The organism is Citrobacter sp. C13, from assembly GCF_014596815.2.
Taxonomy (GTDB): domain Bacteria; phylum Pseudomonadota; class Gammaproteobacteria; order Enterobacterales; family Enterobacteriaceae; genus Citrobacter; species Citrobacter portucalensis.
In genome coordinates this window covers 45766-68200 of sequence record NZ_CP115024.1, presented here as the reverse complement: position 1 = coordinate 68200, position 22435 = coordinate 45766, and the positions used below count along the sequence as shown (strand labels likewise).

Annotated in this window: 22 protein-coding genes and 1 tRNA gene; 13 read left to right on the top strand and 10 right to left on the bottom strand. The window is 49.9% G+C overall.

Annotation, left to right across the window (positions count from 1 at the left end; translation table 11 throughout):
• Positions 1 to 321 precede the first annotated feature (321 nt).
• The gene (gene yicI / locus IB222_RS00335) at positions 322 to 2640 is read right to left on the bottom strand and encodes an alpha-xylosidase (RefSeq protein WP_126956518.1); all 2319 of its coding nucleotides are present in this window, start codon (positions 2638 to 2640) and stop codon (positions 322 to 324) included.
• Between the two features lie 10 nt (positions 2641 to 2650).
• Positions 2651 to 4033 carry a glycoside-pentoside-hexuronide family transporter gene (locus tag IB222_RS00330; protein ID WP_149384368.1) on the bottom strand — a complete coding sequence of 461 codons (1383 nt, stop codon included), beginning with the start codon at positions 4031 to 4033 and terminating at the stop codon, positions 2651 to 2653.
• Positions 4034 to 4323: 290 nt separating this feature from the next.
• Here IB222_RS00330 and IB222_RS00325 point away from each other — a divergent pair.
• Together IB222_RS00325 and IB222_RS00320 are read left to right on the top strand one after the other, a co-directional pair.
• Positions 4324 to 4418, top strand: a tRNA-Sec gene (locus tag IB222_RS00325).
• Positions 4419 to 4501: 83 nt separating this feature from the next.
• Positions 4502 to 5128, top strand: coding sequence for a DUF6680 family protein (locus IB222_RS00320; protein ID WP_149384367.1), 627 nt, complete (start codon positions 4502 to 4504; stop codon positions 5126 to 5128).
• On the opposite strand, the gene IB222_RS00315 is transcribed toward IB222_RS00320, so the two are convergent.
• On the bottom strand, positions 5125 to 5316 hold the full coding sequence (locus IB222_RS00315; RefSeq protein WP_085049118.1) for a toxin-antitoxin system HicB family antitoxin: 192 nt from the start codon (positions 5314 to 5316) through the stop codon (positions 5125 to 5127). The genes IB222_RS00320 and IB222_RS00315 overlap by 4 nt on opposite strands.
• A 126-nt stretch (positions 5317 to 5442) precedes the next feature.
• Between IB222_RS00315 and IB222_RS00310 the strand changes: the two genes are divergently transcribed.
• The gene (locus IB222_RS00310; protein ID WP_136391337.1) at positions 5443 to 5733 is read left to right on the top strand and encodes a SymE family type I addiction module toxin; all 291 of its coding nucleotides are present in this window, start codon (positions 5443 to 5445) and stop codon (positions 5731 to 5733) included.
• A gap of 87 nt (positions 5734 to 5820) precedes the next feature.
• Here the strand turns inward: IB222_RS00310 and IB222_RS00305 are convergent, their stop codons facing one another.
• Entirely contained in the window at positions 5821 to 6174 is a 354-nt protein-coding gene (locus tag IB222_RS00305) for a hypothetical protein (RefSeq protein ID WP_149384366.1), read from the bottom strand.
• Positions 6175 to 6375: 201 nt separating this feature from the next.
• Here IB222_RS00305 and IB222_RS00300 point away from each other — a divergent pair, with 201 nt between their 5' ends.
• The gene (locus IB222_RS00300; protein ID WP_188055337.1) at positions 6376 to 6519 is read left to right on the top strand and encodes a hypothetical protein; all 144 of its coding nucleotides are present in this window, start codon (positions 6376 to 6378) and stop codon (positions 6517 to 6519) included.
• Positions 6509 to 6883: a Rap1a/Tai family immunity protein gene (locus IB222_RS00295; RefSeq protein ID WP_057066445.1), complete on the top strand. Its 375-nt coding sequence runs from the start codon at positions 6509 to 6511 to the stop codon at positions 6881 to 6883. The genes IB222_RS00300 and IB222_RS00295 overlap by 11 nt, the downstream gene beginning before the upstream one ends.
• A 115-nt stretch (positions 6884 to 6998) precedes the next feature.
• Here IB222_RS00295 and misL read toward each other — a convergent pair whose 3' ends face one another.
• Positions 6999 to 9779, bottom strand: coding sequence for an intestinal colonization autotransporter adhesin MisL (misL, locus tag IB222_RS00290; protein WP_149384365.1), 2781 nt, complete (start codon positions 9777 to 9779; stop codon positions 6999 to 7001).
• Positions 9780 to 9854: 75 nt separating this feature from the next.
• Positions 9855 to 10472 (bottom strand): helix-turn-helix transcriptional regulator, encoded by a 618-nt coding sequence (locus IB222_RS00285; protein ID WP_003827187.1) that lies wholly within the window; start codon positions 10470 to 10472, stop codon positions 9855 to 9857.
• A gap of 577 nt (positions 10473 to 11049) precedes the next feature.
• Here IB222_RS00285 and IB222_RS00280 point away from each other — a divergent pair.
• From IB222_RS00280 to IB222_RS00270, 3 genes are all read left to right on the top strand, one after another.
• On the top strand, positions 11050 to 11823 hold the full coding sequence (locus IB222_RS00280; RefSeq protein WP_149384429.1) for a transcriptional regulator: 774 nt from the start codon (positions 11050 to 11052) through the stop codon (positions 11821 to 11823).
• Positions 11820 to 12284 carry a hypothetical protein gene (locus IB222_RS00275; protein WP_149384364.1) on the top strand — a complete coding sequence of 155 codons (465 nt, stop codon included), beginning with the start codon at positions 11820 to 11822 and terminating at the stop codon, positions 12282 to 12284. Before IB222_RS00280 ends, IB222_RS00275 begins: the two co-directional genes overlap by 4 nt.
• A 342-nt stretch (positions 12285 to 12626) precedes the next feature.
• A complete protein-coding gene (locus IB222_RS00270) occupies positions 12627 to 14123 on the top strand; it encodes a C69 family dipeptidase (protein ID WP_126317209.1) in 1497 nt (498 codons plus the stop codon).
• Positions 14124 to 14159: 36 nt separating this feature from the next.
• Here IB222_RS00270 and IB222_RS00265 read toward each other — a convergent pair whose 3' ends face one another.
• Positions 14160 to 15062: a LysR family transcriptional regulator gene (locus IB222_RS00265; RefSeq protein ID WP_048215260.1), complete on the bottom strand. Its 903-nt coding sequence runs from the start codon at positions 15060 to 15062 to the stop codon at positions 14160 to 14162.
• Between the two features lie 104 nt (positions 15063 to 15166).
• On the opposite strand from IB222_RS00265, the gene IB222_RS00260 reads away from it, so the two are divergent.
• The 3 genes from IB222_RS00260 (at position 15167) to IB222_RS00250 (ending at position 17662) form a co-directional block, all read left to right on the top strand.
• On the top strand, positions 15167 to 16174 hold the full coding sequence (locus IB222_RS00260) for a zinc-binding alcohol dehydrogenase family protein (protein WP_149384363.1): 1008 nt from the start codon (positions 15167 to 15169) through the stop codon (positions 16172 to 16174).
• Positions 16175 to 16190: 16 nt separating this feature from the next.
• A complete protein-coding gene (locus tag IB222_RS00255; protein ID WP_231133702.1) occupies positions 16191 to 16481 on the top strand; it encodes a putative quinol monooxygenase in 291 nt (96 codons plus the stop codon).
• Between the two features lie 500 nt (positions 16482 to 16981).
• A complete protein-coding gene (locus IB222_RS00250; RefSeq protein WP_003827172.1) occupies positions 16982 to 17662 on the top strand; it encodes a hydrolase in 681 nt (226 codons plus the stop codon).
• A gap of 70 nt (positions 17663 to 17732) precedes the next feature.
• Here IB222_RS00250 and IB222_RS00245 read toward each other — a convergent pair whose 3' ends face one another.
• Positions 17733 to 18509 carry an SDR family oxidoreductase gene (locus IB222_RS00245; protein ID WP_149384362.1) on the bottom strand — a complete coding sequence of 259 codons (777 nt, stop codon included), beginning with the start codon at positions 18507 to 18509 and terminating at the stop codon, positions 17733 to 17735.
• A gap of 146 nt (positions 18510 to 18655) precedes the next feature.
• On the opposite strand from IB222_RS00245, the gene IB222_RS00240 reads away from it, so the two are divergent.
• Positions 18656 to 19600 (top strand): LysR substrate-binding domain-containing protein, encoded by a 945-nt coding sequence (locus IB222_RS00240; RefSeq protein ID WP_149384428.1) that lies wholly within the window; start codon positions 18656 to 18658, stop codon positions 19598 to 19600.
• Between the two features lie 25 nt (positions 19601 to 19625).
• A complete protein-coding gene (locus tag IB222_RS00235) occupies positions 19626 to 20528 on the top strand; it encodes a carboxylate/amino acid/amine transporter (protein WP_003827166.1) in 903 nt (300 codons plus the stop codon).
• A gap of 28 nt (positions 20529 to 20556) precedes the next feature.
• Here IB222_RS00235 and nlpA read toward each other — a convergent pair whose 3' ends face one another.
• Both nlpA and IB222_RS00225 read right to left on the bottom strand, forming a co-directional pair.
• Positions 20557 to 21375: a lipoprotein NlpA gene (gene nlpA, locus IB222_RS00230; RefSeq protein ID WP_032945419.1), complete on the bottom strand. Its 819-nt coding sequence runs from the start codon at positions 21373 to 21375 to the stop codon at positions 20557 to 20559.
• Positions 21376 to 21498: 123 nt separating this feature from the next.
• On the bottom strand, positions 21499 to 22413 hold the full coding sequence (locus IB222_RS00225) for an Rpn family recombination-promoting nuclease/putative transposase (protein ID WP_149384361.1): 915 nt from the start codon (positions 22411 to 22413) through the stop codon (positions 21499 to 21501).
• Positions 22414 to 22435 lie beyond the last annotated feature (22 nt).

The following is a 22435-nucleotide window of genomic DNA, read 5'->3' as shown; positions in this document are numbered from 1 at the left end:
GCAACTCGAATTATTTAGGTTATAAAGAAGCATTTATGCTCCACGTGTAATCCGTGATGATAAATATAAGAGGACTACGATGCGCCAACAATACTAAATCGTGTCCAGTAATCCGGACAGAAATAAGACAAAAAGAGGAAATAGTGAGATATTTACGGCGCAGATCACATTTTTCGTGGGATTCAGAGTGATATCGCTCGCAAATATGGGGAGATAAAAATTTAATTCAGGATGTTTTGGATTTTCAGATCTGGAATGCTGCTCGCAGCGTGGGCCGGATAAAACGCATTGCGTCGCCATCCAGCCCACGTTGAGATTTACTTACAGGGTAATCGTCAGCGCATCCGCATCCGGCGTGACAACCGTTCCCCACTCACTGCCCACAGACGAGCCGCCCTTCACGCCGCTAACCTGCGTAATATTACGCAGACACAGCGTCCAGTTACGCGCTTCGCCACTTCCTTGCACGGTGATGGTATTACCCGTGCGCGTCGCTTTCAGCGTGAAGATAACCGAACCGTCAGCCGCCGGGACTTCACAAATCGCCTCCCGACCCTCCTGCAGATGGAACAGCTGGAACGCCGTCCCTTCGTGCCAGGCGTAGTCCGGCTTCTGGTTATTGCAGCCCAGCGCCAGCAGTGTATTGTCGCGCACATAAACAGGCAGACTCAGGAAGTCATGCTGCTGCTTATGCCAGCGGCTGCCCGCCACCTCGTCGTTACGCCACAGATGCGTCCAGCGTCCTTCCGGCAGATAGAACTGCACATCACCCGCCTCGCTAAACACCGGCGCAACCATCACGCTATCGCCCAGCATGTACTGGCGGTCGAGATAATCACATGCCGGATCGTCCGGGAACTCCAGCATCATTGCGCGCATCATCGGCGTTCCGAGTTCATTGGCGCGCGCCGCTTCGCGATACAGGTACGGCATCATGCGGCATTTCTGCTCAGTGAAGTAGCGCACCACGTCGCAGGATTCATCATCGTACGCCCATGGCACACGGTAGGATTTACTACCGTGCAGGCGGCTGTGGCTGGAGAGCAGCCCAAACGCACACCAGCGCTTGTAGACGTGCGCCGGGGCGGTATTCTCAAAGCCGCCAATATCGTGACTCCAGAAGCCAAAGCCGGACAGGCCGATGGACAACCCGCCACGCAGGCTTTCGGCCATTGATTCATAGTTGGCATAGCAGTCACCGCCCCAGTGCACCGGGAACTGTTGCGCGCCGACCGAGGCCGAACGGGCGAACAGCACTGCCTCTTCTTCACCGACGGTCTCTTTCAGCACGTTCCATACCAGTTCGTTGTAGATGTACGCATAATGGTTGTGCATTTTCTGCGGATCGGAACCGTCAAACCACTGCACGTCAGTAGGAATGCGTTCACCAAAGTCAGTTTTGAAGCAGTCAACGCCGATATCCACCAGACCTTTCAGCTTGTTGGCATACCACTCGCAGGCTTCAGGATTGGTGAAGTCATAAATCGCCAGGCCCGGCTGCCATTTATCCCATTGCCACAGGGAGCCGTCCGGGCGCTTGAGCAGATAACCTTTCTCTTTCAGTTCATTGAACAGCGGGGATTTCTGGCCGATATAGGGGTTTATCCATACGCAGACCTTCAGCCCTTTCTCTTTCAGGCGGCGGATCATGCCTTCCGGGTCAGGGAAGGTCACCGGATCCCACTCAAAGTCGCACCACTGGAAGGCTTTCATCCAGAAGCAGTCGAAATGGAAGACGTGCAGCGGCAGATTGCGCTCGGCCATCCCGTCGATAAAACTGTTCACCGTCGCTTCATCGTAATTAGTGGTGAACGATGTAGTCAGCCACAAACCGAATGACCAGGCTGGCGGCAGCGCCGGACGACCAGTAAAGCGGGTATAACGATCCAGCACCGCTTTCGGCGTAGGGCCGTCGATGACGAAATATTCCAGATACTCGCTTTCAACGCTGAACTGCACTTTTGACACTTTCTCAGAGCCAATTTCAAACGACACGCACTGCGGATGGTTTACCAGCACGCCGTAACCACGGTTGGTGAGATAAAACGGGATGTTCTTGTAAGACTGCTCGGTACTGGTGCCGCCATCGCGATTCCATGTTTCCACCGTCTGGCCGTTACGTACCAGCGCAGTAAAGCGCTCACCCAGACCGTACACCGTTTCGCCAACGCCCAGATCCAGGCGTTCAAACATATAGTTTTTCCCGCTGTTGGTGTCCTGCACGTAGCCGTTATTTTTCAGCTGGCTGCCGGTAATACGTTCGCCGTTACGCAAGAAATCCAGCGACCAGAACTCGCCTTTAGTGACCCGCACGCTCAAATTACCGCTTTTCAGTTCGGCAAATTCAGCGGTGTTTTGTATCTCTACGTTGACGTCCTGCAGCACGTTCAGCGGATAATGTGGACCGTTATCCAACGCGCCCTGGAAGTGTTCCATACGCACCCCAACCACGCCTTCCTGCGGCGAGAAAAAGCGCAGGGTGAAGAGTGGAGTATCCAGTTGCCAGGTACGTTCACGCACATCGCGCGGCGCAACGTAGACAATCATCTCGTTACCCTGCTGTTCGACCTCGAACACCTGAATCGGGTGAGTTAAATTCAGGCCAGGCTGCGTCAGCCAGTTTCCGTCGCTAATTTTCATCGTTGGTTCCTTAGTTCTGTAATTCTTTCGTCGAAAAATCCTGCTGATTGCGGTGCGCACCGTGAGCCAGCTGACTCATGATTTCCGTCAGATACGGCGTTTTCAGGGTATAGAAGCGTTTGGCAATCACGGCACTCAACAGGTAACAAATAGCTGGGACAATCGTGAACAATGCGATAATGATGCTAATGGTGGCGCTGTTCTGGGTTTTCGCTGCGGCATCGTAACCGCCGCCCGCCAGCATCCAGCCGATCATCGCCCCGCCGAACGCCAGACCCAGCTTCAGCACGAACAGCGTGCCCGCGAAGCTGATCCCCGTCAGACGTTTTCCGTTACACCACTCGCCGTAATCAACGGTATCGGACATCATCACCCACTGGATTGGCGTCACGAGCTGATGCAGTACGCCAATCACGAAGATGAAGGCAAACATTGTGAGGTTGGCGTGCATCGGCACGAAGAACATTGCCAGACTGACGACCGCCAGCAGGGCGTTCGTCCACCAGAAGACGCTGACTTTGCATTTCCAGTCAGTCAGCGGTTTTGCCAGCGCAGAGCCGATAAGATTGCCGACGCAATAGGTGGTGAGGAAGGCGACAAACACTTCCGGGGTACCCATAATCCAGGTGACGTAATACATCATCGCCCCGCCGCGAACGCAGACGGCCAGGATGTTGAGGATGGTCAGCAGGCCGACGATGCGCCATTGGTCGTTTTGCCAGATGTCGCGCAGATCTTCACGCATTGAATTGTTGGTTGGCGGCGCTTCAACACGTTCTTTGGTGGTGAAGAAGCAAAACGCCAGCATCAGGAACGCCACAACCGAGAGCACGGCAATCCCGCCCTGGAAGCCCAGCGCTTTATCTTCACCGCCAATCAGATTCACCAGCGGCATCATCAGCACGGTGGAGAGCATGCCGCCCGCCGTCGCCAGCACAAAGCGCCATGACTGCAGGGAGATACGCTGCGTTGGGTCATTAGTTATCACACCGCCCAGCGCGCAGTAGGGAATATTCACCACGGTATAAAGCAGGGTCAGCAGCGTGTAGGTGATTGCGGCATAAATCATTTTGCCGTGCAGGCTGAGATCCGGCGTGCTGTAGGCGAGCACACAGACCAGGCCAAACGGCAGAGCGCCAAACAGCACCCACGGGCGGAATTTCCCCCAGCGCGAACGGGTGCGGTCGGCGAGCAGTCCCATGCAAGGGTCTGAGATAGCATCCAGCGCGCGAGCCAGTAAGAACATCGTGCCGACAAAACCGGCCGGGATACCAAAAATATCGGTATAGAAGAACATCATATATAACATAACGTTATCAAAGATGATGTGGCTGGCGGCATCGCCCATGCCGTAGCCAATCTTCTCTTTAACGGACAAAATCTCACTTTTCATTACGCATCCTTGTTAGCACTTTCACACGCACTGATACCGGTTACAGTTCTTGTAAACCATCCCTGTGAGCGCGGGTATTCCGATATCTCGTTATCAAATTACGATTCTTGTTTTCTGTGATCAGGGTAGCGTCTGAAAATGTGTCTAAGTGTAAGTAATGGATTTTGCGGCGATTTATTTGAAACTGGTCATGGTATAGAGAAACGGAAGTTAAAAAAGTGAGTGAGGGGGTGTGGAAACGTTTGGAAGTAGCTATAATGCGCCCCGCCTCCATGTAGCAATCGAGGCGCGGAAGATCGTCATCTCCGGTGAGGTGGCTGGACTTCAAATCCAGTTGGGGCCGCCAGCGGTCCCGGGCAGGTTCGACTCCTGTGATCTTCCGCCAATTATAATAATATTCAACTCCTAATTTAGAGTATATCCATTAATTCAATACCATTTATATCTATAACTTTCACAGGTGAAATAATGAGTGGTTTATTCGGCATGGAATACAAAGATATTGTAATGACAGCAGCAGTAATAATTGGTCCCATACTTGCTGTAGAAATACAAAAAATATTAGAGCAATTTCGTGAAAAAAAACAAAATCGCTTATATATATTTAGAACTTTGATGTCAACCAGATCACAAAGACTGCATAGAGATCACGTACAAGCACTAAACATGATTGATATTGAATTCTACGGACGGAAAATCCCATTAATTAAGACACGGTATCAAACAAGCAGAGAGCAGGCAGTAACCCATGCCTGGAAAAGCTATAACAATCACTTAAACAAAGCAAAAGAATACCCTGATATAAATATATGGATATCAAAATCCGATGATTTATTCACCGAGCTTTTATATACGATCGCACAAGCCATGAATTATGACTTTGATAAAGTACAATTACAAAGAGATTGTTATAGACCGATAGCTCATGGAGATTTAGAAACCACTCAAGCTAACATATTAAAAGGTCTTGAAGATATATTTTCTGGTAAAAATTCTTTACCAATGACTATAACGAATATCCCCTTCAACGGGGCAAATACAAGGGATCAGGAAGCTCAGATGGGCAGCCAAGACCTTGATAGTAATAAGCCCTAACCTTTTGGCTCAATTCCTTTATGACGCAACTCCTCCCTCGCCAGTTCCTTCAACCAACTGGCGAGACTTACCCCTTCTTCTGCCGCCACAGCATCCAACTGCTCTTTCAATGCCGGATCAATACGCATTTTGAACTGCGGTGATTGACCGCCGCCTTTTGGTTTTTTTTCGCGCGATATGATTGACATGAGGCCACCTATCCAATTATCTTAACCATATAGGAGGCCACCTAAAAGCCTTCTACACTAGCAACGCCCCGATGTGCGGGAACACAGCCGGAGCGTCTAACCTCACCAACTATCAAGGAGTTGATTATGGCTGATTCGCATTCTACCCCAGACACCGACCAATCCGGAACCGAGCGTTCGGTAATTGTGGGATACCGCCCGAATGTTTTCGACAAATCCACACCCAAAATTATTCTTTCCGGCAAGTGGCTACGCGAAGCGGGGTTTGAAACCGGGCAACAAATTACCGTAAAAGTGATGAATGGCTGTATCGTCCTGATGGTCTATGGCGAGCAGGAACAACGGTTGCAGGATGAGCTGAAAGAGGCCAATCAGAAGTTAAATAGAATTGAGAGCACGCTGGCGACTCTTCAGTGAATTACGAGTCAACATGTAAGTGGCGCTTACATGTTAACCTGGTGCCGGATGGCGCTTGCGCTTATCCGGCCTACGCTATCAAATGAATCACCGAATAGAGCCATCGGGATAAAGGTACATCCCCCCTTCCAGATAAACAGGCTCACCGTCACTTATCTTCAAATCATCGTATAGCGATTGCATTTCATTATCTTCTGGCTCTGGCTCTGGCTCTGACTCTGACTCTAGACGATAATAGGTATCTACATCATATTTCTCATTGCGTAAATCATCATCATTATAGATACCTAAATGTTTCTTTAGCCCTACAATAGTAAATATCCATTTTAGACCATCTTTAATATAATATGCACCGCCATAAGCATTCTCATCTGGAAATTCTTCATATCCCAGGCGTAGCGCGTGTACACGTGCATGTTTTCCTGTTGTTAGACTATTCATATACACTCATTTTAATTGTCTCATACCATACACTGAACGTCATATTCAAAATACTCTCCTGATAGCCTATGCCACAAGGTATAAATGACATCACAGTGAAGCACGCATTATAATGTCAATTAAATGGACAGGCACAATACCATCTCAGCTTAAATGATATGTGTATTTTTATTTATAAATAATTGCAACAATGGACGACTAATGAAAAACGTATTTATGGCGATGATTATCGCTCTCGTCACTATCACCGCATCATCCACTGTTTTCGCATGCCCGAAAGGAGAACACCCGCACGGCGGTACTGGCTCACACCATAAGGGCGGCTGGCGCTCATATGATCAGTAAAATTGCCATTCCTGTCTTGTTATTACTCTGTTTTTCAACACCTGTGCTGGCAAAATCGACATTGAATATCGACGGCAACTCGCTATATCACGGCTATCAGTTGTATGAGAAAGGTTTTGATTATTTGAACGTTCGGGATGAACAGACAGCAGTGATGTATATGTCTTTTGTTGCCGGTGTAGCGGGGACACTGTCAAAAGAAAAAATCATCTGTAATGAGAGCATAACCATTGGGCAGGAAGCTGATATTGTTGGTAATTACCTCCAGACCCATCCAAAAGAACGAACAAAATACAGTCCTTCTGAGTTGGCCATGATCGCTTTAGGCAAAGAACTTGCTTGTAGCAAAAATAGTAATAGCTAGCGCTGCACTTTGCTTGTGTTGCCGGATGGCGCTAACGCTTATCCGGCCTACGATTCCCCCAAAAAATAAAGCCGCTGATCGGTTAATCAGCGGCTTTCTGTTACCTGCAGTTACGTCAGAAGTTATATTTCACGCCGAGCATACCGCGGGTATCGCTGTAGCCTTTGTCGCCAACCTGTTGGGCCACGTTGCTCCATACGTTGAGGCGCGGAGTGATTTGACCTTCAACGCCGACTTTCAGCTCGCCAATATTTTTGGTGCCGCGCATGTCGTTGCTCACATCGTCCATTTTCACGCTGGTCGTCTGCGTGTTGTGGATCCAGTTGGCTTCGACAAACGGCTGGAACTCGCGAGATTTACCGTCGTCGATGGCATTATGGCCGTTAATAAAGGCTTTCACACCCAGACGGGTCATCAGGTTGCCATCGGTGTTGTCCTTCACGCGGGTACCGTTCGCTTCGCGGTGGCTGTCGGCCTGCACGTCCATCCACACCACCTGCGCTTTCGGTTGTAGCCAGTAGCTGTTGCGCTCGCTTTCACCCAGCTTGAAGCTGTAACCGGCTTCAACCGAAGCAGTTATCCCGCTGGATTTGTATTTCTCTGCTGCCTGCTCCTGGCCCATCACTTTGTTATCAAACCAGTTGTACAGCGCCCAGGTATCTACGTAGGTGCCGGTCTTGTCGGCGTCATTGGCATACCATGTGCCATACAGCCCCACGCTGTAACCGGTGACCTGGCCACGTGAATGGTAGCCAGTCAGGCTGGACTGCGTGCGGTTATGGCTGTTGGCATAACCGGCCATCGCGCCGAGGTGCCAGCGGTCAAGGCCGTCGCTACTCCACTGCGCCAGGTCGCCGCCTAGCTGCATCACATAGCTGTTGCTTTGGGTTTTCAACTGCCCGCTACCGTCTTTGAAGCGGGTATGCGCCCCAACGTTACGCATCCACAGGCTGGTTACTTTCTTCTCGCCTGTCAGCATATCGACGTACTGCGTTTCACCCAGACGATCGTGCAGTCGGGTCATAAACAGCGTGTTAGCCGCATAGTTGTTCGCCAGATAACTACCCGCTTCCGGACGGTACTGCTGCTCAGTGACAGGAGGCGCAACAGGTTCTTCCGGCTCAGGGATAATCGGGTCTACAGGATCGACCGGGTCTGGATCAATAGGGTCAACCGGGTCCGGATCAACAGGGTCCGGGTCTTCCGGCTCCGGCGGAGCAGGAATAAAGCTGGTCAGATACCAGTTACTGCCTTTTTGCACAACGTTATAGTCGTACGCTCCGGCAACAATACGACCCGCTTTCTCAAAAGTACCGTCTGAATTACCAGCCACTTCGATAATCTCAATACCTTCAATGGTCTGCGCCCCGGTGCCGCCAATGTTATTTACCGCCACAAACGCATTACCCGCGGTGTTGCCGAGCACTTTCAGCTTGTCGGTTTCGGAGGTATCGTCATTCAGGACGGTATTGAAAACCAGTTTGCCGCCATTCCCGGTGAAATCTTCATTGATGGTAAGCGTCTGCCACGGTTCGCCGTCAGCATGCCCAAAGTTCACCACTGACCCGCCGTTCAGCGTCAGGTCGGTGAGCGTTGAGCTGTTGGTCATGTTCCAGGTCGCGTCGCTCATTTGCAGCGAAATAACGCCCGTCCCGGCAGTGGCGCTGGTGATGTATGACGCCCCGCTCCACAGCGAGTTATCGGTCATGTTGAGCTTAATGGTACTGTTTTGCTGCGGCAGGCTGCTGGTTGCAGCAGTCGCGCCAGCGGCATGAAGATCGCCATCGATGAGGAAGCGCCCGCCAGCGGAGCCGTCTACGGTGCCGCCCGTTTCAGTGCTGATGGCATAACTTTCGTTGCTGTGATCGCCCGCCATGGTAATAGCTGCACCACCTGCCAGGTTTATCGCCCCGCGAGAAGCCGCATACAGGCCGCGTGGCGCTTTGCTGTATGACGCCGCTTTCGCCGAACTGTTTACGTTGATTGTTGCGTTTTCACCGAGATTCACGGTCGCGTTAGTGGAGTAAACCGCATGTGCGCTGACGCCGTTGACCGTAATCGTCGCGTTGTTGCCCAGTTCCGTTTTGGACGATGAGGCGGCATAAATCCCCGTGGAAGAAGCACCCGAAGTCTCGATGGTGGCGTCATTACCAAGCAGGATAGAGGAACCGCTCTGCCCGGTGCGAAGACCTTCTGAACTGTCACCGATCGTCACAATGTGTGCCCGGTCGCCAACCACAATTGTATTTTTGGCCTCCGCTACGCCTTTCATCGCGTTGGCTGTGATACCACGTCCCTGGGAACCGGTGGTTTGAATATACAGATCGTCGCCGACGTAAATGCTGGCCGAGCCTTTCCAGCCCTGACTATAGGAGTTGTAACCGGCGTTAATACCGTCACCATCCTGACCGTCCACATAAATACTGGTGCGATCCCCGGTGATGATAAAGACCGGGTTATCCGGCGTATTGGCCCCGTGCGTGCGGATACCGTCAACATCTTTACCATTATTGGCGGCATTCTTCGACTGCGTGCGAATCGTCAGGTCGTCCCCAAAAATAACGCCCGGACTACCCGTTGTACTGTTCTGAATAACGGTAACAGAGTGCTCAAAAGCTTCAGCACCGGGTCCATTAATCGTTAATCCATTGCCATAAACAGGAATCGTGCCCGCACTCCATTGATAAACATAATTCGGCATGGCGCTGGTTTTAGCGAAACTGGCATTTGCCTGCGCTGGAATTATTGCCTGCAATTCCGGGGGCAGACTGCTAACCAGTCCGCTGGAAGGTAGACTATCAACGTCTACCCATGCCGCATGAGCTGAAAATACCATAGAGGTTAATGCGGCTGAAACCGCTATGGCAATACGAGAATAAGATTTGGGATTTGGCATATTAGCCTCCTGCTTTCAGGCGTAGAGCGTCCACCACATCGCAAGGATGTGAAAATAATAAAACTCAAAAATAAGTTATAAAATGTTCGACAATATTTGATGAATACTATGGCCTAACTTATCTTCAAGCCTGAGCTTGTAGACATATATTTTCTTAATATCGATATTATCTATTTTGGTAATTTGCTGAATACTTTTCCCTGACACAAAACGCTTCAGTAATATCATTTCTGTATAGTTAAGTGAGCGTCCACGTTTGCTGTTGGCGAGATGGCCAGTAAAGAGTCGCCTGATTTTCTGATGTTGAACTTCGTCATCATCATCGGAATATATAATCCCTTGTATTTTATTGCTTTTGGACAGCCAGTAGTTGGCTAATGGCGCCAGATTCCTGTCAGCTATCAACACAATATGCATACCGCTGTAGGCCAGCCGGTCAACCCATTGCGGGTCGGAAAACAGGCGTAGATTAGGGAAAGAAAAATCCACAAAAATAAACCCACGCGACAAATGGTTCTGATTATTAAGCAGAAGCTTTTCAATAATTCCTTTTTGCAGAAAGCCATTCCCCTCAGGCCAGATAGCAAAAGCGGCACGGTGACAGTAACTGGCGCGAACCGCAGTATCTGGAAATAATTGACAGGATAATTCACAGCTTATGCAACGAACAGTCTGTGACGGTGATCTCTTCATCAAAAATGACTCCTGTTATTTTTCCATAAATATTTCATTGGTAAATAAATGTGTCAATCCAACACGTAGTACGTTCCTTGTCAGTTAATAACAGTGGCGCTAATAAAATGTAATAAACTCCTGATGCACTAATATGTATGGGCTGTGAGTAATACGATTGCGCTAAGCTTATTTACGCTTTATCTCAGAATAACAACCTATGCTTTAGGAATTTTATGCATAAATTCAGATTCTAAGATAAACAGTAAAAAAGCACTATTTGCTAAAAAATAACCTGCATAAAGGTTGCTTACTAATTATGTGATTCTGATAACTGAATCACCCTTGTCATGTTGTGGACAAATATAAAGATAATTCAGATAAAACTGTAATGAATTCTCATTATTTAACCTTAGGTAATTTTAACCTAAGAAATAAGATTGCTAACATGTTGTATTTAAAGAATTTTTAATAATTAAGCAAAATTCTTATCTTCAATCATGAACAAAGAGTGAGGCGCATTATTGATTTGGATGTAAAATTTAAAGGATGCGTTAGCACACGCTGTGATTCGTTTTGGTTACTGAGGGCTGGGCAATTGTACCTTATCAATCAGTTGGTCGAATTTAATCCTGATAGCAAAAGTCTGGTCAATCGTCAGACCGGGCGAGCAATTCAGCTCCAGCTCCCTGCCTCGCTCTGTTTTCTCTATTTAATTACTCACGCAAGTGACATTGTTTCCCAGAACACGTTGATGACAATTGGTTGGGGTGAAAGAAATAATGTGACCACCACCAACACATTTTACCAGGCTATTCTGACACTACGTAACGCGCTGGCGGACGTGGGGTTGCCTCGTGATACTGTGAAAACTATTTCCCGACGCGGGCTCAGATTAAATGAGAATACGCAAGTAGAGACAATAACGCTTCAACAGAGTGAAGTTTCCCCGCCGCCGGTTATTGAAGAAATCACCCCCGCAAAGATAATTCCTTCGACACCACAACAAACTACGCAGATACCCTGGTTTGAGGTTTTATTTAGCGCCAGTGTCGTGATTGCCACGCTGATCATCTGGCTGGTGTGGTATCAAACGCGCCCTGTTATGCCGTTTAGTAAATTTGTCCCGGTCTCTATGCAGACCCCTTCGCGGCAAAATTGCAAAATCTATTACTCACCAAATGAACACGACCAGCAAGGCTATTTCAATCTGATGCAGTTACATCCCTATCTCTGTGAAAACAACAAACATGTTTTTCTTTCCGGCTACAGCAAAGCAGAGAGAATCGTAGCATTTGTCTGTGATAAAGATGCACGGGTGGATGCTAACGCGTTTTGCACTACTCATTATTACTGGATGCGCGGGCAATGAAAAAAACACACCACCTTATTTTGCTCGTAATCGGTCTTGCGATATTGCTCGGTTCAGGTGGGTGGCTATGGCATTCACGCTATGCCGACAAACCGCTGAATTGCATCGGTAACATGGAATGGAATATTGGCAGCAACCGCTTTACCGGTACGTTATCGTTTCGGATGTACAACAGTGAAGGCCTGGCCACTATTACCGGCAAACTGTACGGGCGTAATACCTCAGACATTAGCAGGAACATCTATTTTAACTACACCCAAAAGCGCGATGCCCGAGTGCTACAGGCGATGCAGGTCGTCAAAACCTTCGCTGACACCGCTGATGAAGCGGATATTAACAACACATTACCTGGATTTTACCGCCAAAGCGGACGAAGCCTGAGCCTGGTCATGGAGGAGTATAAAGGTGCATGGATTTTTGCCAGCTCCAATGTGCCCTCGCTGTATTGCCGCAAAAGGTAACGTCATATCCGGAAACAAAAAGTACGGCCCCTCAATGAAATTCACATTTGTCATCATTAACTTACGCGACATGGGTCACTGAATCCACACATAACCCATTGCTATTCTTCATCGCGAATCAGGAAACATCCTGAATATCATAATATCCGTTGCGTAATAATTAAGCGAAATGGGCGTTATATTTTGCCCAGAAGACTTCAACCTACGGATGGGTATTTGGAGAAGACGTGGGCAGGGGCGTTTATCTCTCTCGCGAGCAATGTCTGAGCATTCAGGCGTTATCGCATTTCAGGAAACGATGTGTTTCCGGTGTATTTTTGGCGTACATATGAGGGATACGTAATGTTTACTTTTAAAAAGTGCCTGATTGCACTTTCTATAAATTTGGCCGTTGTTTCATCAGGTTTTGCGTGTACGACCCTGCTGGTCGGCAACGAAGCATCAGCGGACGGCTCCATGCTGGTCGCCCGTAGCGCAGACAGCGATGCCCTGAAAGCACAGCATTTTGTCATTCATCCGGCAAAGCAAAATCAAACCGGGATATACAGCACCAAAGCACATAATGGTGCGAATGATTTTACCTGGCCACTGCCGAAAAACTCTCTGCGTTATACCACTGTCCCAAACTGGAAAACCCAACTGCACGGCGCGACCGGATTTAACGAGCTGGGCGTTGGCGTGAGCGGTACAGAATCCATTTTTGCCTCACCAAAAGCGCTGGCTGCCGACCCGTACGTTGAGGATAAAGGGATCACCGAAGACGATATCCCGGATATTCTGCTGTCACAAAGTAAAACCGCACGTGAAGCTGTGGCGCTGTTGGGCCATATCGTTGAGACCGTCGGCGCAGGCGAAGGTTTTGGCGTTGCCGTCGTCGACGATAACGAGATCTGGTACCTGGAAACCGGTAGCGGCCACCAGTGGATGGCGCAGCGTCTGCCGAATAACCAGTATTTTGCCACCGGTAATCAGGGCCGCTTACAGGATTACGATCCTAAAAATCCGGACATGATGGCGTCAAAAAACCTGATTCAATTTGCGACTGAAAAAGGACTGTACGATCCGGCGAAAGACGGTAAATTCAACTTCTCCAAAGCCTATACCCGTGATGACGAGCGTGACCGCACGTATAACGACCCTCGTGTATGGACCATCCAGAAAGAGTTCAATCCTTCCGTAAATCAGGATATGGCCAAAGGGCGCGAATTCCCGGTCTTCATGACGCCAGAGAAGAAAATGACGCTGGACGATGTGAAGGCCGTGTTGCGTAGTCACTATGAAGGGACCAGCCATGACCCGTACACCAACGGTCTGAACGGCAAAGAGCCATGGCGTCCGGTAAGCGTTTTCCGTACCTATGAAGCGCACGTCATGCAGGTCCGTCCGTGGTTGCCAAAAGAGATTGGTGAAACGACCTACATTGGCCTGGGCATGGCTGACCTCACCGCCTTTGTTCCGTACTACAGCGGCCTGAAAGCGTATCCGGCTAACTACACGATGGGTACCGATAAAGCGGACGATCAGTCTATCTACTGGAAATATCGTAAATTACAAACGCTGACGATGACCGATTATCCGAAGCTCGCGCCAATCGTCAAAAAAGCCTACAAAGCGTGGGAAGACAAAGTGGCGAAGGAGCAAAAAGAGGTCGAAGCAGAGTATCTGAAGATGGCGAAAACCGATAAACCTGCCGCCGATAAGATGCTGAATGACTTCAACCTGCGCATCATGGCCGACGCCGAGAAGCTGACGGAAGATCTAACCAATCAGCTATTTACCATCCGCACTAAAGACATTCAGTCTGATATTTTCTTTGCGAATGCAACGAAAAAAGACTGAGTAACGACGCGATAGTATTCTGGCGTAAAGCGCTTATTAGCTTTGCGCCAGCATTTCACACCGCGCCTTCACCGCCTCGTGCAGAAGGCGTACCGCGGTTGAAAGCTGCTTCCGATGCGGGCAAATCATATTCAGCGGGACTTTCTCTCCCTGATAATCCGGCATCAGCAGTTGTAATCGACCGTCACGCACATCCTCGCTGACATCCAGCCACGACTTGTACGCCACACCTTCTCCGGCAATCGCCAGGCGCCGGATCACTTCCGCATCGTCGCTCATAATGGTGCCGTTAACCTGCACACTACTGACCTCGCCGTTGCGCGTAAATGTCCAGCGATCGTGCAGGCGGCCGCGTAATACGAAAGTCATGGCGTTGAGCTGTGTTAAATCATCCAGTTTTTGCGGCGCGCCGTTTTGCTCAACCCATTCCGGTGATGCCACCAGCACGCGTCGGTTACCCGGTGCAACCGGCAGCGCAATGTAAGACGCGTCTTCGGTGTTGCCATAGCGAAACGCAACATCGACGGGGTCTTTAAAGACATCCGTTACCTGGTCGGAGAAAAAAATCCGCAGGCGCAGCGCGGGATAGCGGCGTCGAAACGACTGAAAGACCGGTAGCAGCAGGTTACGACCGAGATCGGAAGGCACGGCGATTTGCAGCGTGCCTGATACTTCATCTTCCGGGGTCTGAATTTTTTGCAACCCGGCATGCATTACATCCAGCATCTGGCGGGCATAGGGTAACCAGACTTCACCTTCTGGCGTCAGGCGCAGGCTGCGCGTGGAGCGGGCGAACAAGCGGATAGCCAACGTAGACTCCAGGCGCTTGATAGCTGAACTGACCTGAGCAGGCTGAACGCCGACTTCGCGCGCGGCATCGCTAAAACTATTCAGCGCCGCGGCGCGGACAAACAACGTGAGATCTTCAAGCCGGAACATTTTCACTCCCCGAGTATAAGTCCTGTCGCCATAGGGCTATTTTTCCCGTTCTGTTACCGGTTTACCATCGAATTATTCAACTGATTCCTGTAACCGGAGAGACCATGAAAGCCATCGCCATTACCCGCGCCGCGACCGACGGCAATAACATTGAATTTTTACAAGAGATTGACCTGCCCATGCCAGTCGCTACCGGGCACGATCTGCTGGTTGAAGTGAAAGCCATTTCCGTCAACCCCGTCGATACCAAGGTCCGCGAAGGTTTTAACGCTGATGTGCCGCGCGTACTGGGCTGGGACGCAGTTGGCGTGGTGAAGTCCGTGGGTGAAGCCGTCACCCTATTTTCACCCGGCGATGAAGTTTGGTACGCCGGAGCGCTCGGCCGCGCTGGCAGTAACAGTGAATTTCAGCTGGTTGATGAACGTATTACCGCGCTGAAGCCAAAAACACTGGATAATGCTTCTGCTGCGGCGCTGCCACTAACCGCTATCACCGCCTGGGAAATGCTGTTCGACCGTCTGGGCGTTGAGGAAAATGGCAATGAAGATGATGTGTTATTGATTGTTGGCGCGGCTGGCGGCGTCGGTTCTATTCTGACGCAACTGGCCAGTAAGCTGACCAAAATGATCGTCATCGGTACCGCATCACGTCCGCAGAGCCAGAAATGGGTACGTGAAGCGGGCGCTCATCATGTGATTGACCACAGCAAGCCGTTGACGGAAGAGCTGGCACGGATAGGCATTAAAGAGGTGACGCACGTTGCCAGCCTGAACAATACCGAGCAGCACTATTCGCAAATTATTGCCGCACTGGCGCCGCAGGGCAAACTGGCGCTGATTGACGATCCGCAAACTCTCGATGCACGCCCGCTGAAGGCCAAAAGCATTTCGCTGCACTGGGAGTTTATGTTTACCCGTTCGATGTTTACCACCCACGACATCATTGCGCAGCATCATCTATTGACCCGCGTGGCGCAGCTGATCGATAACAACACTCTTCGCACCACGCTGGGCGAGCATTTTGGTGCTATCACGGCGACGAATCTGCAAAAAGCCCACACACAAATTGAAACCGGTCGCTCGGTCGGCAAGATTGTGCTGGAGGGGTTTTAACATGTCTGATTCTGACGTGATTTCAATTATTGCGGTACTGAAAGCCAAACCGGGGAAAAACGACGCACTGAAACAGGCGCTACAAGCTCTGCTGCTGCCCACGCGCCGGGAGCCGGGCAATATTGAATATGCCCTGTTCCAGTTACGCGACACGCCGGATGTGTTCTACGTGCGCGAATCCTGGCGCGGTCAGGCCGGTCTGGATGAGCATATCGCTCTGCCACATTTCCAGGCGTTCATTCTACAAATGAACGATCTGTTAGCCGAACCGCTACGGCTGGATTATCTGACGCCGATTGAGGCGTAATATTAATACCGTGCTCCTCTGATGTTCGGGGAGCACAACAAATATCAACATGAGAATTTACCTAACTCAATAATAACTTGGAAAATAAAATAGATATGATCATTATCCTCTAGAAAACCGTAGTATTAGTCACAAAATTAACATTGAAGATATATCGTTAATATTCATTATATTTCAAAATAATAATAACAATATAAAAATAAGTCAGTCAGAAACATCAACTGAATTTTTACCCCTTACTTCCAGTACACACCATAAAATAATATGAATGCAGAAATATAATTTCATAATAACAGGCATTGTTATTTTAATGCGGTGGGAAGAAACTAAGCTCACTAAGGAAATTCTTATAAGAATAACTTTAGTCTCCCCCTGAAATTAACCATGATGATGTCAATAATGGTTAATTAGCTGTAGCTCAAAAATGGATATCGCCCAGGCGATTATAGACTTTACTGCGGGTTATCTAACCCGCAAAAAGCAACAACAAGGAATGGATCATGTCTACACCCGCTAATTTTAATGGCCAACGCCCAGTGATTGATGTCAATGACGCAGTTATGTTGCTTATCGATCATCAAAGCGGCCTGTTCCAGACCGTTGGCGATATGCCAATGACTGAACTGCGTGCAAGAGCAACAGCGCTGGCAAAAATCGCCACCTTATGCAAAATGCCGGTGATTACCACCGCCTCTGTGCCGCAGGGGCCAAACGGTCCGCTTATCCCGGAAATTCATGAAAATGCCCCTCATGCACATTATGTCGCGCGCAAAGGTGAAATTAACGCCTGGGATAACAAAGAGTTTGTTGCTGCGGTAAAAGCGACAGGCCGTAAGACGCTGATTATTGCTGGTACCATCACCAGTGTATGCATGGCATTCCCGGCCATCAGCGCGGTAGCAGAAGGATTTAAAGTCTTTGCCGTCATCGATGCTTCCGGTACTTACAGCAAAATGGCACAGGAGATCACCATGGCCCGCGTCGTACAGGCTGGTGTCGTGCCGATGGATACTGCCGCGGTTGCGTCTGAACTGCAGAAAACCTGGAATCGGGAAGACGCAGCGGAATGGGCTGAAGTCTATACCAAAATCTTCCCGACTTATCAGTTACTGATTGAAAGCTATACCAAAGCCCAGGATGTTGTGAAAAATAACGAGCAGTTGGACTCTCAGCGCGCTTAACTTTTCCAATCTTTCACAAACGCCTGTTTAGTATAAGCAGGCGTTTTGTAATACGCAGCATCAGCCTCTGTCAGCCATTACGTCCGGCCATTACACCGCCATCCACATCCCAGATGGCGCCAGTTACCCATTGCGCTTTATCTGACAACAGGAACGCGACGGATTCAGCCACATCACACGGCGTACCGACCCGACCAATCGGATGGAAGCTGTCAAAGCTGCTCATCACACCTTGTACGTCTTCTTTCGGGATAAATCCTTCGTAGATAGGTGTATGCACGACTGCTGGCGAAACGGCGTTGACGCGAATCCCACTCGTCCCCAGCTCAATGGCCAGATTTTTAGTTAATGCATGCAGGCCCGCTTTTGCCATTGAGTACGCTGAAGAAGGTGTTGCGCCAATTGCTTGTTGTGCCCACATCGAACCAATATTCACAATGGCACCCTGGATGTTAGCCGCCACCATATTACGCACGACATCGCGGGTGATAAAAAACGTCGCGCGGTTGAGGCTCATGTACAGTTCATAATCTTCAACTTCATGATCAGTGAAAGGTTTTGGGAAGAAAACCCCAGCTGCATTTACTAACAGGTTGATGTCTTTGTGCTCAGCATTCACCGTTGCCATCACCTGCTTAACGCCCGCTTCTGACATCAGATCCGCCACAATGACAGAGACGTCACCCAGCTCCGCCAATGCCTGACGGGCCCGTTCTGCTTTCTCGGCACGATTGCCAACCAGCACCACTCGACCACCACCCTGGAGGATCAGTTTTGCGGTTTCAAATCCGATACCACTGGTACCGCCCACCACTAACAGTTTTTTGCCGACAAATAATGTGTTCATCGTTAGCCTCGTTTCACGTATTCGTTAATGCGCTAACAATGCCACTCCCCTGAGGCGCTGACGAATGAGAAGAAATAGCGAACCGAGAAAGAAAATCTATCTCGATGGCATATACTGAAGATATTCACAAAACGGGAAATGACCTGATGCGCTCGCTTAATCGGCTTAAATGGTTACACGCTTTTGAGGCCACAGCCCGCCACGGCAGTTTTACTGGTGCGGCGCAAGAACTGGGGGTCACTCCGGCTGCCGTTGGGCAATTGGTTCGTGCGCTGGAAGACTGGGTTGGCCACCCGCTGCTGCATCGTACTCGTTCAGGCAAAGAGCGTCTCACACTGGTCAGCGAAGCACAGGACGCGTTGCGCGAGATAACCCAGGGACTGGATAGTCTGGAATCTGGGCTGAACAAGTTACGCGGTCGGCGAGCACGCTCGGTGGTGATTATCACGGCCTCTCAGGTACTGGTGATGAACTGGCTGATGAGCCGCCTCAATCGTTTCTCACAAGCGCATGAAAACATAGAATTACGCCTGAACGTGACGGAAAAGCTGATGGATGTTGCTCATGGCGAAGCGGATTTGGGCGTGCGTTGCGGCAAAGGCGACTGGCCTGGGGTAAATAAAACCTGGCTGATGGATGAAGAAGCGGTTCTGGTTTGTAGCCCACGTATTGTGCCAGTAGATAAAATATCCTGTAGAGAATGGTTGGCCGCACAGAAGCTTATCCATGATGACACTCCCCACCCCGGCGCCAATTTCCCGGACTGGAATGATGTCCTGACCGCCGCCCAGGCACCTGCCGTTAGCGACAGTGGATTGCACATCAACTCTACCTCTGCGGTGATTCTGGCGGCGCTCAGTGGTCAAGGTGTCGCCATTGTGCGTAGGGCATTGGTGCAGCAGCTACTGACAGACGGGCAACTGGTTCAGCTTCATCCCAACACCCGCTGGCCTTTGGCATGGTCTTACTACATTGTAACGCCACAGCACGCGGTAATGCGCCCGGAGGTAAAAGTCTTTAATGACTGGTTGATTGCGGATGTGCTGGCAGAAATCACAACCATCTCTGCTATGATGCCAGCACACAAATAAAACAAAACAACATGCCGAGGGAAAGATGAGTTCCACCAGAAGAGGGATGATGAACGTCCTGATTGCCGCCGTATTGTGGGGAAGTTCAGGCGTTTGCGCGCAGTACATCATGGAGCAAAGCCAGATGTCGTCGCAGTTTCTGACCATGACGCGCCTGATTTTCGCCGGGCTCATTCTGCTGATGCTCTCTTTCGTTCACGGCGACAAAGTGTTCTCCATTATCAAAAATCGCAAAGACGCCATCAGCCTGCTGATTTTTTCCGTGGTTGGCGCACTCACCGTACAGCTAACCTTCCTGCTGACCATTGAAAAATCCAACGCCGCCACCGCGACGGTGCTGCAATTTTTGTCACCGACCATTATCGTGGCGTGGTTTTCCGTGGTGCGCAAAGCACGACCGGGGATTTTAGTGCTGACCGCGATCTTCACCTCGCTTATCGGCACCTTCTTGCTGGTCACCCACGGTAACCCGACGTCGCTGTCTATCTCACCTGCCGCGCTGTTCTGGGGAATTGCCTCGGCGTTTGCCGCCGCGTTCTACACCACCTACCCCTCAACGCTTATCGCGCGCTACGGCACGCTGCCGGTCGTCGGCTGGAGTATGTTGATCGGCGGCATGATCCTGCTGCCGTTTTATGCCGGACAGGGCACCAATTTCGTGGTGAATGGCAGTTTGATTCTGGCGTTTTTCTATCTGGTGGTTATCGGCACATCGCTGACGTTTAGCCTGTACCTGAAAGGCGCGCAGATGATTGGCGGACCGAAAGCGAGCATTTTAAGCTGCGCGGAACCGTTGAGCAGCGCGTTGCTGTCCCTTCTGCTGTTAGGTATTACCTTTACCCTGCCAGACTGGCTGGGCACGCTTTTGATCCTCTCTTCGGTAATACTTATCTCAATGGACTCACGTCGCCGCGCCAGAGCGGTTTAACGCCAACCGGCGCGGCAAAGGGTCATGATTACCAGCCCGGAACCGCGCCACCGTTAAAGATAGTTTCTGCCGCCTTCGCCACTTCTGGTGACTGATAAGATTGCAGGAACTCTTTCACATTCTCGGCATCTTTGTTGTCTTCTCGCGCCACCAGAATGTTCACGTACGGTGAGTTTTTGTCTTCAATAAATACGCTGTCATGTACCGGAGAAAGCCCGGTTTGCTGGATGTAGGTGGTACTGATAATCGCCACATCCACTTTCTGATCGTCCAATACGCGCGGCAACTGTGCGCCTTCCAGTTCCATAATTTTCAGATGCCGCGGATTATCAGTGATATCCAACGCTGTTGGCAGCAGGCCGGTATCCGCTTTCAACGTAATTAACTTCTCTTTTTGCAGCAGCAACAGCGCCCGACCCAGGTTGGTCGGGTCGTTAGGTATCGCAATCGTTGCACCGTCTTTTAGTTCAGCAACAGTTTTGATTTTCTTCGAATACCCTGCCATCGGGAACACAAAGGTATTGCCCACCGCAACCAGCTTATAGCCATGTGCTTTATTATCTTGTTCGAGGAACGGACGATGCTGGAAGACGTTGGCATCCAGCTCACCATGATTGGTGGCATCGTTGGGCAGCAGAGAACCGCTAAACCCCACCAGCTCCACCTCAAGGCCATATTTTTCTTTAGCAACTTTCTTCGCGACCTCCGCTACATCCTGCTCAGCACCGTTAATTACACCCACTTTGATGTGCTTTGCATCACTGCTCTGTTGATCGCATCCTGCCAGCAATAATCCCGCCAGTAATACCGCCGCCCCGGCCCCGAAATAAGGTATCTTCAGCTTCACGTTTTATCCTTTTGCAATAACCGCCTGATGAGTAATGAAATGACTATAGCGGGAAGGCCGCTGCGGTTTAAAAAACGAAAAAGCATCAGCAAGAAGAAAAAAGCATAATGGAAAAAAAGATAATTAGTCGGAATGTGCCGTTAGCTCATCAATTGAAAGCCCGGTAATAATTAGCACCAGTTCACGATCTATCCCCTTCTCAAGCATGGCATGGGCTATCCGCAACGCTTCGTCCTTTTTGCCTTCGCGTTTGCCCTCTAGCAACCCTGTTCTTCGCCCCGACTCACGTAAGCATTCTGCAATCGTCATTAATCTCTCCTTATGTTGGGGAACGCGCAGGGCAACCTCTCGAATAAACGCCTCAAAACGCGGTGCGCTGCCAGACTGCACCAGGTAATTAAATAGCGTTTCTACCTGACTGTCATTAGCGTGTCCCTTAATCAACAGGGCAACCAGTTTATCGACCAGCACCATCAAATCACGCTCGCGTATATGCTTCTGGACAAGTTCCAGGAGCGCCACTCGCCGGTGCTGCATAATCTCATCATCAGAGACCACCGTGATATCGACCAGCGGGAAGGCCGCGCCATAAAGCTGCCGCGCAGTTTCTGGATCGTCAAATTCATCCAGCCAGCACAGTGAAAAAGGGTACGGGCTGGCGATGCCATGATAAAAAAGTATCGGAACCACCAGCGGCAGCGTTTTGTGGCCGGCATCAAGGTGATTCTGCATCGCGGCAATGGCGTAACGCATCATCCGAAATGCCATATGGGCATCCGGTGAACTCTGGTGTTCAATCAACGCGTAGATATAGCCTTTACCAGTTCTCGTTTTTAGCGACCACAGAACATCGGAATAACTGGCACGCAGGTCTTCTTCAATAAAACTCCCCGGCTCCAGCTTCAGTGTGTTCAGATCGCAAAGTTCACGTAATGGTGCGGGGAGATAGCTATCAAGAAAATCCCGTGCCGTTTCTGGATGGCTTAAGAATTTTTTAAATACCGCATCATGCGGCGTAGAAGTTGTTGGTTTTTTCATGGCGGTCCGTCACCAGAAGAAC

Excerpts from the sequence above, each read along its gene's own strand:
- yicI (WP_126956518.1), bottom strand. The coding sequence starts at position 2,640 with ATGAAAATTAGCGACGGAAACTGGCTGACGCAGCCTGGCCTGAATTTA.
- IB222_RS00330 (WP_149384368.1), bottom strand. The coding sequence starts at position 4,033 with ATGAAAAGTGAGATTTTGTCCGTTAAAGAGAAGATTGGCTACGGCATG.
- IB222_RS00320 (WP_149384367.1), top strand. The coding sequence starts at position 4,502 with ATGAGTGGTTTATTCGGCATGGAATACAAAGATATTGTAATGACAGCA.
- IB222_RS00315 (WP_085049118.1), bottom strand. The coding sequence starts at position 5,316 with ATGTCAATCATATCGCGCGAAAAAAAACCAAAAGGCGGCGGTCAATCA.
- IB222_RS00310 (WP_136391337.1), top strand. The coding sequence starts at position 5,443 with ATGGCTGATTCGCATTCTACCCCAGACACCGACCAATCCGGAACCGAG.
- IB222_RS00305 (WP_149384366.1), bottom strand. The coding sequence starts at position 6,174 with ATGAATAGTCTAACAACAGGAAAACATGCACGTGTACACGCGCTACGC.
- IB222_RS00300 (WP_188055337.1), top strand. The coding sequence starts at position 6,376 with ATGAAAAACGTATTTATGGCGATGATTATCGCTCTCGTCACTATCACC.
- IB222_RS00295 (WP_057066445.1), top strand. The coding sequence starts at position 6,509 with ATGATCAGTAAAATTGCCATTCCTGTCTTGTTATTACTCTGTTTTTCA.
- misL (WP_149384365.1), bottom strand. The coding sequence starts at position 9,779 with ATGCCAAATCCCAAATCTTATTCTCGTATTGCCATAGCGGTTTCAGCC.
- IB222_RS00285 (WP_003827187.1), bottom strand. The coding sequence starts at position 10,472 with ATGAAGAGATCACCGTCACAGACTGTTCGTTGCATAAGCTGTGAATTA.
- IB222_RS00275 (WP_149384364.1), top strand. The coding sequence starts at position 11,820 with ATGAAAAAAACACACCACCTTATTTTGCTCGTAATCGGTCTTGCGATA.
- IB222_RS00270 (WP_126317209.1), top strand. The coding sequence starts at position 12,627 with ATGTTTACTTTTAAAAAGTGCCTGATTGCACTTTCTATAAATTTGGCC.
- IB222_RS00265 (WP_048215260.1), bottom strand. The coding sequence starts at position 15,062 with ATGTTCCGGCTTGAAGATCTCACGTTGTTTGTCCGCGCCGCGGCGCTG.
- IB222_RS00260 (WP_149384363.1), top strand. The coding sequence starts at position 15,167 with ATGAAAGCCATCGCCATTACCCGCGCCGCGACCGACGGCAATAACATT.
- IB222_RS00250 (WP_003827172.1), top strand. The coding sequence starts at position 16,982 with ATGTCTACACCCGCTAATTTTAATGGCCAACGCCCAGTGATTGATGTC.
- IB222_RS00245 (WP_149384362.1), bottom strand. The coding sequence starts at position 18,509 with ATGAACACATTATTTGTCGGCAAAAAACTGTTAGTGGTGGGCGGTACC.
- IB222_RS00240 (WP_149384428.1), top strand. The coding sequence starts at position 18,656 with ATGCGCTCGCTTAATCGGCTTAAATGGTTACACGCTTTTGAGGCCACA.
- IB222_RS00235 (WP_003827166.1), top strand. The coding sequence starts at position 19,626 with ATGAGTTCCACCAGAAGAGGGATGATGAACGTCCTGATTGCCGCCGTA.
- IB222_RS00225 (WP_149384361.1), bottom strand. The coding sequence starts at position 22,413 with ATGAAAAAACCAACAACTTCTACGCCGCATGATGCGGTATTTAAAAAA.